This window comes from Amycolatopsis sp. NPDC045836 (assembly GCF_056431745.1).
Genome location: NZ_JBWKKF010000009.1, coordinates 203568 through 215967 on the forward strand (window position 1 = coordinate 203568; position 12400 = coordinate 215967).

General features: G+C 71.6%; 10 protein-coding genes. All 10 read left to right on the forward strand.

Features of this window, described 5'->3' with window-relative positions; all coding sequences use genetic code 11:
* Nucleotides 1–13 precede the first annotated feature (13 nt).
* The 10 genes from AC07EG_RS19570 (at nt 14) to trxB (ending at nt 12368) form a co-directional block, all read left to right on the forward strand.
* Nucleotides 14–544, forward strand: coding sequence for an NUDIX hydrolase (locus AC07EG_RS19570; RefSeq protein WP_478254535.1), 531 nt, complete (start codon nt 14–16; stop codon nt 542–544).
* Nucleotides 541–2706 carry a DUF6049 family protein gene (locus AC07EG_RS19575; protein WP_478254536.1) on the forward strand — a complete coding sequence of 722 codons (2166 nt, stop codon included), beginning with the start codon at nt 541–543 and terminating at the stop codon, nt 2704–2706. The genes AC07EG_RS19570 and AC07EG_RS19575 overlap by 4 nt, the downstream gene beginning before the upstream one ends.
* A 148-nt stretch (nt 2707–2854) precedes the next feature.
* On the forward strand, nt 2855–3757 hold the full coding sequence (locus AC07EG_RS19580) for a glutamate ABC transporter substrate-binding protein (protein WP_478254537.1): 903 nt from the start codon (nt 2855–2857) through the stop codon (nt 3755–3757).
* A gap of 2 nt (nt 3758–3759) precedes the next feature.
* Entirely contained in the window at nt 3760–4404 is a 645-nt protein-coding gene (locus AC07EG_RS19585) for an amino acid ABC transporter permease (RefSeq protein WP_478254538.1), read from the forward strand.
* Nucleotides 4401–5222: an amino acid ABC transporter permease gene (locus AC07EG_RS19590; protein WP_478254539.1), complete on the forward strand. Its 822-nt coding sequence runs from the start codon at nt 4401–4403 to the stop codon at nt 5220–5222. The genes AC07EG_RS19585 and AC07EG_RS19590 overlap by 4 nt, the downstream gene beginning before the upstream one ends.
* Nucleotides 5223–6223: 1001 nt before the next feature.
* Complete coding sequence (gene murJ / locus AC07EG_RS19595) at nt 6224–8086, forward strand: murein biosynthesis integral membrane protein MurJ (RefSeq protein WP_478254540.1); 1863 nt, start codon at nt 6224–6226, stop codon at nt 8084–8086.
* Between the two features lie 110 nt (nt 8087–8196).
* A complete protein-coding gene (locus tag AC07EG_RS19600) occupies nt 8197–9747 on the forward strand; it encodes a protein kinase family protein (protein WP_478254541.1) in 1551 nt (516 codons plus the stop codon).
* Nucleotides 9748–9790: 43 nt separating this feature from the next.
* A complete protein-coding gene (gene sigM, locus AC07EG_RS19605; RefSeq protein WP_478254542.1) occupies nt 9791–10441 on the forward strand; it encodes an RNA polymerase sigma factor SigM in 651 nt (216 codons plus the stop codon).
* Nucleotides 10438–11235: a hypothetical protein gene (locus tag AC07EG_RS19610; RefSeq protein WP_478254543.1), complete on the forward strand. Its 798-nt coding sequence runs from the start codon at nt 10438–10440 to the stop codon at nt 11233–11235. Before sigM ends, AC07EG_RS19610 begins: the two co-directional genes overlap by 4 nt.
* Nucleotides 11236–11375: 140 nt before the next feature.
* Nucleotides 11376–12368 carry a thioredoxin-disulfide reductase gene (trxB, locus tag AC07EG_RS19615; RefSeq protein ID WP_478254544.1) on the forward strand — a complete coding sequence of 331 codons (993 nt, stop codon included), beginning with the start codon at nt 11376–11378 and terminating at the stop codon, nt 12366–12368.
* The last annotated feature ends 32 nt before the right edge of the window (nt 12369–12400 follow it).

Sequence of the window (12400 nt, forward strand, 5' to 3'; positions counted from 1 at the left end):
CTAGCATCGCAGCATGCCTGGATCGGCCGGTCGCTCCGGTGGCGCCAAACCGGGACGCCGGTCCCGGCGCCGCCGCGGCAGGAGGCTGACCACGGTGGACGAGACCTCGGCCGGTGGGCTGGTGGTCGACGCCGAGCGGGAGCACGCGGTGCTGATCGGCAGGCTCGACCGGCGCGGGAAACTGCTCTGGTCGCTCCCCAAGGGGCACATCGAAGACGGTGAGACCACCGAGCAGACGGCGGTGCGCGAGGTGAAGGAGGAGACCGGCATTTCCGCGCACGTGCTCCAGCCACTGGGCACCATCGACTACTGGTTCGTCGCCGAACGGCGGCGGGTGCACAAGACCGTGCACCACTTCCTGCTCGAAGCGGCGGGCGGTGAGCTGTCCGACGAGGACGTCGAGGTGACCGAGGTGGCCTGGGTCCCGGTGGCCGAACTGGAGGCCAAGCTCGCCTACGCCGACGAGCGCACCCTGGTCCGCAAGGCCCGCGAACTGTTCGCAGCACAAGCTTCCCGCTCCTCCGCAGAGGGAGTCCCCGAGTGAAAAGGCTGGCCTCGGCCACGCTGACCGCGTTCCTCCTGGTGGTACAGGCGTTCATCGGTGTTCCGGTGAGCGCTGCCCAGCCGGTGCCCGACGCACCGAGCAGGCTCCGCCTGGACATCGACGAGATGAACCCGCGCCTGCTGGTGTCGACCTCGGCCACGCTGACCGTGTCGGGCAAGGTGACCAACACCGGTGACCGCCGGATCACCGGCGTGCAGGTGCGCCTGCAGGTCGGCGAGCGCCAGACCACCTCCCGCCAGCTCGGCGAAGCGCTGGCCGAAGCGCCGCCGACCGACGCCTCGATCACCAAGTACGTCGACGTGGCGCGGGTGGTCGAGCCAGGGCAGACGGTGCCGCTGCAGATCACCGTGCCGCTCGGCGGGGACGCGAAACCGCTGGTCAGCAAGCCGGGCGTGTATCCGCTGCTGGTCAACGTGAACGGCACGCCGGAGTTCGGCGGGCAGGCCAGGCTGGCCGCGTTCAGCATGCTGCTGCCGGTGCTGGGCGTGCCGGGGCAGAGCGCGCCGCCGCGGCCGGAGCGCGCCACCGAGCTGTCCGTGCTGTGGCCGATCGCGGACACCCGCCCGCGGGTGGTGGCCGCGCCGTTCGGCGGCACGCTGGTGCTCTCCGACGACCAGCTGGCCACCGACCTGGCACCCGGCGGCCGCCTCGACGCGCTGCTCACCGCGGCGAAGAACGTCAAGGGCGACACCCGCCTGTTCGACTCGCTGTGCTTCGCGATCGACCCGGACCTGCTGGAGACCGTCGAGAAGATGACCGGCGGTTACCTGGTGCGGGCCGCCGACGGCGGTCAGGTGCCCGGCCGCGGCAACGACACCGCGGCCCGCTGGCTGAGCAGCCTGCGGCAGCTGCTGCCGGACGCCTGCGTGCTGCAGCTGCCCTACGCCGACGCCGACCTGCCCGCGCTCGGCAAGGTGACCAACGGCGATCCGGCGCTGACCAGGACCGCGGTGGACAACACCTCGCTGTTCGAGCGCCTGCTCGGGGTCAAACCGCTGCCCGGGGTGCTGTGGCCGAACGGCGGGCTGGACCCGGCCACGCTCGGCAAGCTCGCCGACGCCAGGGTGACCACGGTCATCGCCGAAGCGGACCAGCTGAGCTCGGGCCGGCCGCTGTCCGGGCCCACCGGCATCGAGGGCACCAACCTGCGCGGGGTGGCACTGGACCCGCTGCTCAGCCGCTCGATGTCGGCGACCCGCCAGGGCGACGGCACGGCGACCAACCTGACCCCGGCCGACGACCCGGACGTCGCCGCGCAGAACGCGCTCGCCGTGCTGGCCTTCCAGACCGGCGCGCAGTCCGACACCAGCGGGGCGCCGCTGCTGCTGGCCCCGCCGCGCCGGTGGACCGCCCCGGTCGACGAGCTGACCCTGCTGCTGCGCACCATCGGCGACTACTCGGGCCTCGGCATGGTCTCGCCGAAACCGGTGCTGGAGGAGCTGGCCGCGCCGGTCACCGGTTCGGCGAAGGTGGACTACACGGCCAAGGACGCGCCCGCCGAGCTGCCGCAGCCGGTGATCGACTCGCTGAACGAGACCGAGCAGGACACCGCCGACTTCGGCAGCTCGCTGACCGGTGACGCGACCACCCAGGTCGAGCCGGAGGATCTGATCAAGCCGGTGCGCGCGGGCCTGATGCGGGCCTCGTCCACCGCCTGGCGGGCCGACACCGCGGGGGCGCTGGCCGCCGCCGGCGACGCCCGCAGCCAGCTCGACGGGCTGCGTGGCCAGGTCACCGTGGAGACCCCGCGCCAGTCGATCTCGCTGGCCTCGGACACCTCGCCGCTGCCGGTGACGCTGAAGAACTCGCTGCCGGTCGGCGTGACCGTGCGGATCAACCTGGACAACTTCACCGGCCTGCGCCCCGAGCAGATCCCGGACCGGCCGCTGCCCGCCCGCGGTTCGGTGCCGCACCTGATCCAGGCGGAGGCGCTGCGCACCGGGCACTTCAGCGTGGACGTCTCGCTGAGCACCCCCGGTGGCACGCCGCTCGGCTCGCCGGCCCGGATGGAGCTGAACTCGACCCAGTTCGGCTTGATCACGCTGATCGTCACGATCGTGGCAGGCGCGGCGCTGCTGCTGCTCTCCGGGCGCCGCATCTACCGGCGGATCCGGGGCAAGGATCGGACACCGGCGGCCTGAACACCGTTCGTTCGTGATTCACCGACCGTAACTCCTTGACGCCCAAGGGTGGACTGGACCATTCTTCCGTCCATTCCTGTCCGAAGTGTGAATCGATTTCACGAATCGTGAGGGCCACGCGACCATGGCAGCGTCAAGAACCCGCAGGATGCTCGTGCTCACCTGCGTCATCGCCACCCTGGGCACGGCAGCCGCCTGCTCGGCCGAACCCGGCGCGCTGCCGGGTGCCCCGGGCTCGAGCGGTCAGGGAATCATCGACCGCGCGCCGGTCGCGACGGCCGAGGCCATCGCCGCCAGCCCGACCGCCACCGCGATCAAGCAGCGCGGGCAGCTGCTCGTCGGCGGCTCGCTGGACGCGCCGCTGCTGTCCCAGCAGAACCCGGCCACCGGGGAGACCGAGGGCTTCGACGCCACCCTGGGCAAGCTGCTGGCGAAGTACATCATCGGCTCGCCGGACGCGAAGATCGTCAACTCCAGCTCCGAGACGCGGGAGGCGCTGCTGCAGAACAGCACCGTCGACGTGGTGTTCCAGACCTACACGATCACCCCGCAGCGCGCGGAGAAGGTCGCCTTCGCCGGGCCGTACCTGATGTCCGGCCAGGCCATCGCCACGGTGAAGGACAAGTCGGACATCAAGAAGCCCGCCGACCTCAACGGCAAGAAGGTCATCGCGGGCGCGAACACCCCGGCCGTCGAGGCGATCAAGGAGCAGGCGCCGACCGCGGAGATCATCACCTTCGCCACCGACCCGGAGTGCGTGCAGGCGCTGGAGCAGAACCGCGGTGAGGCCTACGTGCAGGACCTGACCCTGCTCGCCGCGTCCGCCCGGTTGAACGACAAGATCCAGGTGGTCGGCGAGCCGTTCACCAGCGACCCGTACGGCATCGGCCTCAAGCACGGCGACGACGCGTTCAAGAAGTTCGTCAACGACTGGCTGGTGCAGTTGCAGCAGGCCGGGCTCTGGCAGCAGGTGTGGAAGGACTCGCTGGGCACCGTGGTGAGCGGTGAAGCGCCCGTCCCGCCCGCCATCGGTTCCGTGCCGGGCTCCTGACCTTGGACGTACTGCTCGACAACTTCGGCACCTTCGCCGGTGGCGTGCTGACCACCGTTGAACTGACAACGCTGTCATTCGTCGGGGCGCTGGCGATTTCGCTGGTCGTGGTCACGTTCCGGGTTTCGCCGGTCCGGCCGCTGCGGCTGTTCGGCACGGCCTACGTGGAGGTTTTCCAGAACGTGCCGCTGCTGCTCTGGATCCTGTTCTTCGTCTTCGGCCTGCCGAAGCTCGGGATCCAGTTCGAGCTGTTCACCACCGCGGTGCTGGCCGTGTCGATGTACTCGGCGGCCTACTACGCCGAGGCACTGCGGACCGGGATCAACACCGTCGCGGCCGGTCAGGCCGAGGCCGCGCGGGCGCTCGGGCTCGGCTTCGGCCAGTCGCTGCGGTGGGTGGTGCTGCCGCAGGCGCTGCGCTCGGTGGTGCAGCCGCTCGGCAACCTCACCGTGATGCTGCTGATGAACACCGCGCTGGCCGCCGGGGCGGGGCTGGTCGAGCTGAGCACCGCGGCCAACCGGGTCAACCTGGTCGAAGCCGAGCCGATCCTGATCTTCTCCGGCGCGGCGGTGGTCTACGCGCTGCTCGCGCTGCTGATCACCACCGGGACCCGGCTGCTGGAGCGGAAGCTGGTGATCCACCGGTGAACGTGCTGTTCGACGAGCCGGGTCCGCGGGCGCGGCGCCGGATCCGCGTGGCCACCGCGGTCAGCGTGCTGGCCGGCGGGGTGCTGCTGGCGCTGGCCGTGCGGCAGTTCGCCGTCAACGGTGAACTGGACTGGAAGAAGTGGGCGCCGTACACGCAGTGGCCGAACTGGCGCTACCTGCTGACCGCGCTCGGTCAGACGCTGCTCGCGGCGGGGTTGTCGGCGTGGCTCGGCGGGCTGGCCGGGTTGCTGCTCGCCGTGGCACGCGTGTCACGGAACGTGGTCATCAGTGGCTTGGCGCGGGCGTACCTGGAGACGGTTCGGGTGATCCCGGCCGTGCTGCTGATCTACGTGGTGCTGTTCGTGCTGCCGAGCCTCGGCCTGGACCTGCCGCTGCTGTGGAAGCTGGTGGTGCCGCTGGCGGTGTCGAGTTCGGCGCAGTTCGGGGAGATCTTCCGGGCGGGCATCCTCTCGCTGGACCGCGGGCAGGGGGAGGCGGCGGCCGCGCTCGGGCTGGGCACCGGCCAGTCGATGCGGCTGGTCATCCTGCCGCAGGCGCTGCGGCGGGTGGTGCCGTCGCTGGTCAGCCAGACCGGCGGGGTGCTGAAGGACACGTCGCTGGGCTTCTTCGTCAGCTACGCCGAGCTGCTGTTCAGCGGGAAGGTGCTGATCGGCTACTACCAGAACCAGCTGCTCATCCAGACTTATGTGGTTATCGGGGTGATCTACTTCGCGGCCAACTACGCTCTGTCGCGGTTCGCCCGATGGCTGGAGCAGCGTGGCCGGAGGGCGGGCCGGGTGGCGGTGAGGTCCCGGTAACTCGAACCGGACACCCCACGGCCATTACCCTGGGCATCGTTGACGTAGGCCGCCGATGGATTGGGCACGTGTTGGACAGAGAGCCGGGTTCGCCACCGGAGCGACCCGGGCGACAGCGGTCTGACCGGCCACCCCAGGCCACGCCGCCTCGACCCGAACGCCCGGAGCGACAGCAGCCACCGCCACCCGACCGGCTCCCGCCGGCCAGGGCGCAACGGCCCGCGCCCGGCGACGGCCGCACCCGGCAGGTCCCGGTGCGGCAGGCCCCGCCCCCCACCCGCGCCATGCCCGTCTCCCCACCCGACGGCCGCCCCCTCCCGGGCGACCGCCCGGGTCCCGATGGCCGCCCCAACCGCGATGGCCACCCGGGGCCGGACGGACGCCCCGGCCCGGACGGTCGCCCGGGTCCCGATGGCCGTCCGGGTCCCGATGGCCGCCCCAACCGCGATGGCCACCCGGGGCCGGACGGACGCCCGGGACCCGACGGTCGCCCGGGTATCGACGGCCGCCCAGGTCCACCGGGTCGCCCCGGCCCAGGACCTGACGGACGCCCCGTTCCCGACGGACGCCCCGTTCCCGACGGACGCCCCGGTCCCGACGGACGCCCCGGTCCCGATGGACGCCCCGGTCCCGATGGACGCCCCGGTCCGCAGGGCCGCCCCGGCCCGGACAACCGCCCGGCACCCGACGGCCGCCCCCTGCCCGACAGCCGCACCGGCCCCGATGGGCGCCCCATACCGGACGGGCGCCCCGGCCCCGACGCGCGTCCGGCTCCGGATGGACGGCCCGATCGCCCCGGCGGGCGGCCCGGTTCACCCGCCGAAGCCCGCGCCCCCGAGCGCCCCGACGCACGGCCGCTGCCCGGCGACCGGCCCGGCCCGCCCCCCGGTGATCGCCGTCCGGGGCCACCGCCGAACGGCAGGCCGGGCCCGCACCAGCCGAGCGGCCCCAACGCCCAGCCGGAACCGCCCGGCCGCGCCGTGGCCGGGTCCCGTGGTCCGATGCGCCCGCCGCCGCCGATCCAGCAACGGCCACCGCGACCCGAGCCGCCGGTGCGCCCGTGGAACCGCGACCGCCCCGACGGGCCACCGCCGGCGCGGCCCCGCGTCGAGTACACCCAGCTCATCCCGGTCGACCGCGGTCTGCCGCCCGGGGCCCGCTGGCCCACCGCCGACCCGGACATGCACCGGCCGTACGACGAGTACGCCACCCGGTTCATCCCGCGCATCTCCGACGGCGTCACGCCGACCGAGGCGCAGCCCAGCGGCGGGGCGAGCGGACCGTCGCTGGCCAAGTCCAGCGGCCGGATGGCCATCGCCACGCTGACCAGCCGGATCACCGGTTTCGCCTGGAAGGTGATGCTCGGCTGGGTGGCCACGCTCGGCATCATCTACGACTCGTTCACCGTCGCGAACACGCTGCCGCTGATCATCAACGAGCTGCTGCTCGGCGGCGTGCTGACCAGTGTGGTGGTGCCGCTGCTGGTCCGCTCGCAGGACGACGAGGACGGCGGCGAGGCCTACACCCAGCGCCTGCTCACCATGGCGACCACCGTGCTGCTGCTCGGCACCGTGCTCTCGGTGGCCTTCGCCCCCCAGGTCACCGGCCTGCTGATGGCCGACAGCGGCGACGCCAATCCCGAACTGGCCACCTGGTTCGCCTACCTGCTGCTGCCCGGCCTGCTGTTCTACGGGCTGTTCGCGGTGCTCTCGGCGATCCTGAACGCCAAGCAGATCTTCGGGCCCGCCCAGTGGGCTCCGGTGATCAACAACCTGGTCATCTTCGTCACCATCGGCGTCTACGCGATCCTGCCCGGCGACCCGACGCTGGTGCCGTCGAAGATGTCCGAGCCCAAGGTGCTGGTGCTCGGCCTCGGCGTGCTGACCGCGATGACCGTGCAGGCGTTGTTCCTGGTGCCCGCGCTCAAGCGGTCCGGCTTCAAGTTCAAGTGGCGCTGGGGCCTGGACTCGCGGCTGAAGGAGTTCGGCGGGCTGGCGCTGTGGATCTTCGCCTACGTGGCGATCAGCCAGGTCGGCATGATCGTCAACACCAACGTGCTGACCAGCGGCGAGAAGGGCGGCGCGTCGATCTACTCGAACGCCTGGCTGCTCTTCCAGCTGCCGTACGGCGTCATCGGCGTCTCGCTGCTGACCGCGATCATGCCGCGGATGAGCCGCGCGGCGGCCGACGGCGAGACCAAGAAGCTGGTCGCCGACCTGTCCTACGCCTCACGCATCTCCACGGTGATGCTGGTGCCGATCTCCGCGGTGATGACCGTGGCGGGCACCTCGATCGGCATCGCGTTGTTCGCCATCGGCAAGGGCCAGGTGGAGCAGGCCGAGCGGCTGGGCCAGGCGCTCGCCGTGTCGGCCTTCGGCCTGCTGCCGTACGCGCTGGTCATGCTGCAGATGCGGGTGTTCTACGCGATGAAGGACTCCCGCACGCCGACGCTGATCATGGTGGTGATGACCGGGGTCAAGATCCCGCTGCTCTACCTGGCTTCGGCCCTGCTCGCGCCGCAGCACATCGTGCTCGGCGTGATGATGGTGAACTCGCTGGTCTTCGTCATCGGCGCCCTGCTCGGGCAGGTTTGGCTCTGGGTGCGACTGGGCAACCTGCGCAGCAAACGGGTGCTGGGGGTGATCCTGTTCACCGTCGTCGCCAGCGCCGCCGGAGTCGGGGCCGCGCTGGTCGTCGGTCTGATCGTGCCCGACGCGCTCGGCGCCACCTTGCAGGCCTGGATCAAGCTGGTACTCCAGGGGGTGGTCGGGATCGTCGTTTCGTTCGGCGTGCTGATGGCGCTGAAGGTCGAGGAGCTGAAGCCGGCGACCTCGAGAATCACCCGGATGATCAAGCGTGGGTAACGATTTGCGCGTGGATCGGCATAGTGCTCGTGTCACATTCACGTACCCTCGTCTGAGAAAAGCAGGAGTGTGCGGTGGACACGAGCCGGAAAGAAGGGGGTGCGGGAAAGGTGGGAGCCCGTGCCCGGAGCGGACCGCTGGCGCCCGGGACCGTGGTCGGCGACGGCCGCTACCGCCTCCTCGCGCAGTTCGGCATCGACGAACGAGCGGATGCCCACCTCTGGCGGGCCCGCGACGGCCAGCTCCGGCGGGACGTCGCGCTGACGCTGCTCGTCGGCGACCCGGCTGACGCGGACGCCGCGCGCCTGGCCCGGCGCACCCTCGAACGCGCCGCGCACGCGGCCAAGTTCAACCACAACGGGGTCGCCCGCGTGCTCGACGTGCTGAACCTCGGCAACGGCATCGCCTCCAGCGAGGGCCTGCTCGGCATCGTGGTCGCCGAATGGACCAGGGGCAGCGACCTGGTCGACCTGGTCGCGGACAAGCCGGTCGAGCCCGGTGCCGCCGCCCGCATGGTCGGCGCGCTGGCCCAGGCCGTGGAGCAGGCCCACCAGTCCGGCCTGGTGCTCGGGCTGGACCACCCGCAACGCCTGCGGCTGACCCCGGACGGCGCGCTGCGCCTGGCGTTCCCCGGCCCGCTGCCGGACGCCACCCTCCGCGACGACGTCAAGGCCATCGGCGGGGTGCTGTACCTGCTGCTCACCGGCCGCTGGGCGTTGCCGGGCGGGCCGCCGGCCATTCCGAGCGCACCGCACGCGCCGAACGGCCGGATCGTGCCGCCGCGCTCGCTCCAGCCGCGTGTGCCGCAGACGCTGTCTTCGCTGGCCGTGCGCACCATCGAGGACGGTGGCCACGGCGGCATCCGCACCAGCTCCGCCATTCTCGCCGTGCTGGCCCAGGCCGCCGAGGAAGAGGAGCGCACCCAGCTGATCAACCAGGTCGGCGCGCCACCCGAGGAGGAGGCCGACGCCGACGGCGCGATCTGGACCACGAAGAAGCCGGTCAAGGACTCGGCGCGGCGGCGGAAGCTGGCACTGGGCGTGACCGTGCTGGTGGTGACCGCGGTCGGCATCCTGGCCTGGCTGGGCATGCTGGCCATCTCGTTCTTCCAGGAGAGCCCCGAAGCGGGCGGGCCCACGGTCAACGTGGCCGAGCCGACGCCCACCGCGGCCCCCGAGCCCGGCGGCAACGAGGCACCGCCGCCGGCGAACACCCCCGCCGGCCCGCCGGTGAAGCCGCAGACCGTCAACGTCTACAACCCCAGCGGCGAGGGCGACGCCCCGGCGCGCGCGAAGAACGTGCTCGACGGCAAGCGCGACACGTTCTGGCGCACCGACGAGTACCGCCAGCAGTTCCCCGACCTCAAACCGGGCGTCGGCCTGCTCAACAGCTTCGAGGACGCGGTGAAGCTGAGCGCGGTGAAGATCGCCGCGGACAGCCCCGGCACCACCGTGGAGATCCGGACCGCGGACAAGAAGAACCCGAAGTTCGCCGAAACGCGCCTGGTCGGGTCCGGTGAGCTGACCGGGCCGGACACCGAGATCAAGCTGCAGGGGCCGGCCGAGGGCCGCTACGTGATCGTGTGGATCACGAAGCTGGGCACGGACGGCGACAAGCACGTCACGCAGATCAACGATCTGGAGTTCGTCTCGGCTGCCTAGTGTCGCTCGTGTGGGGGAAGCGGTAGTCGATAGGCTCTCGCGAGTGACCGCTGCAACTCCCACGGACGCCGCGCTCATCGCGGCGCACGCCGCGGGCGATCCGCATGCCTTCAGTGAGCTGGTCCGCCGACATCGTGACCGGATGTGGGCCGTCGCCCTGCGCACCCTGCGAGATCCCGAGGAAGCGGCCGACGCCCTGCAGGACGCCTTCATCTCGGCGTTCCGCGCGGCCGGCAACTTCCGAGCCGAGTCCCAGGTGACCACCTGGCTGCACCGCATCGTGGTGAACGCCTGCCTCGACCGGGTCCGCCGCCGCCAGGCGCGGCCCACCGTGCCCCTGCCCGAGACCAGCCACAACGAACCGGCGACCCCCCGCGACTCGATGTCCGAGCGGGAGACGCGCCTGGTCATCAAGGAAGCCCTCGACCAGCTGCCAGAGGACCAGCGCGCGCCGATCGTGCTGGTCGACGTGGAGGGCTACTCGGTGGCCGAGACCGCGGAAATGCTCGGGATCGCCCAGGGCACCGTGAAGAGCCGGTGCGCGCGGGGCCGCGCCAAGCTCGCCAAGGTTCTCGGACATCTGCGGAACCCCGACGTGGAACCCGGCGTCCCAACTAACGAAAGCAAACATGACCGCACCGAGCGGCGTGTGTCGCGTCCGCTCGGGACGCAGGGTCAGAGGGAGGGACGATGACGGACGAGAGTCGGGGGATTGGCGGGGCCGTGGGCCCGCCCTGGTCTGTCGACGTGCTCGCCGACCTGCATGCGGGAGTGCTCGACGAGCGCGAGGCGGCGGAGTTGTGGCCGCTCGTCCGCGCGGACGCCGAAGCTTCGGCGATCATCGAGGCGCTGGAATCCACCACGGCCGATCTCGCCGCCCTCGGCGACGCCGAGGTGGAACCGATGCCGGCGGAGTTCGCCGCGCGGCTGGACGCCGCGCTGGCCGAAGAGATGGCGCGGTCGGCGGGAAACGCCGGTCCGGCGGCACCGGAGCCGATGGCACCGCCGGTCGCGCCCGTGGTCGGCATCGACGTCGCCCGCCGCAGGCGCCGGGCCAGGATCGCCGGCTGGGGCGCCGGGGTGGTCGGCATCGCGGCGGCGGCCATCGCGGCCATCGCCATCGCGGTCCCGGGCGATAGCGGCACCGACGGCTCCGGGCAGCCACCGGTGGCGGAGCCGCCACCCGGTGCGGGCTCGAACGAGCCGCCGCTGGCGCTGCAGCAGGACAACATCCCGATCGGTGAGATCATCGGCTCCACCGGGAAGCTGGACTACGGGCCGCTGGGCACCCGCGACCGGGTCGACGAGTGCCTGGCCGAACAGGGTTTCGACCCGGCGGTGAAGCCGGCGGGCATCCGCGGCGCCACCATCGACGGGCAGCCCGCCACGCTGGTCATCCTCACCCCGGGCACCATCGGGCAGTTCCAGCTGGTCGCGCTGACCCCGGACTGCCAGAAGGTGCTGGACAAGACCGTCGGCGGCAAGTAGAAATCGCGCGCTGAGCAGGGGCGGTACCCACTGGGTACCGCCCCTGCCCGGCGACCTGCGGTGTGCGTCACCCCTCGGGAACACCGCGACCTACGATCGTGTTAGGCCAGGTACACGGCTACTACGAGCGGAGGCAAAGGGTGGCTGCAGAGGACGTCCGGAACCTGATCATCGTCGGATCGGGTCCCGCCGGTTACACCGCGGCGGTGTATGCGGCACGCGCGCAGCTGGACCCGCTGGTGTTCGAGGGGTCCCAGTTCGGCGGAGCGCTGATGACCACCACCGAGGTGGAGAACTACCCCGGTTTCCGCACCGGCATCCAGGGCCCCGCGCTGATGGAGGAGATGCGCGAGCAGGCCAAGCACTTCGGCGCCGACCTGCGGGCCGAGGACGTCGAGGAGCTGGACCTGGCCGGCGAGGTCAAGTACGTCACGGTCAACGGCAAGCGGTACGCCGCGCGGGCCGTCGTGCTGGCCATGGGGGCCGCCGCGCGCTACCTGCACGTGCCCGGCGAGCAGGAGCTGCTCGGCCGCGGGGTCTCGTCCTGCGCCACCTGTGACGGCTTCTTCTTCCGCGACCACGACATCGCCGTGGTCGGCGGCGGTGACTCCGCGATGGAGGAAGCCACCTTCCTGACCAAGTTCGCGAAGTCGGTGACCATCGTGCACCGCCGCGAGGAGTTCCGCGCTTCGAAGATCATGCTCGAGCGCGCCCGCGCCAACGACAAGATCAAGTGGGCGCTGAACAAGGCCATCACCGGTGTGGTGGGCGAGGACAAGGTCAGCGGGCTGAAGCTGGAGGACACCCGCACGGGTGAAATCTCCACCCTCGACGTGACCGGCTTCTTCGTCGCCATCGGGCACGACCCGCGCAGCGAACTGGTCCGCGGGCAGGTGGACCTCGACGAGAACGGGTACGTGGTGACCAAGGGCCGCAGCTCGTACACCAACCTGGACGGCGTGTTCGCCGCCGGCGACCTGGTCGACCACACCTACCGGCAGGCGATCACCGCGGCGGGCTCCGGCTGCGCGGCGGCGATCGACGCGGAACGCTGGCTCGCCGAGCACGCGGTGACCGAGCACGCGGCGGAAGCACCCGAGCTGGTCGGCGGCGGCTACGGCCCGGCCAACTGAACTTCACACCCGGATCCACCCCCTAAGGAGAG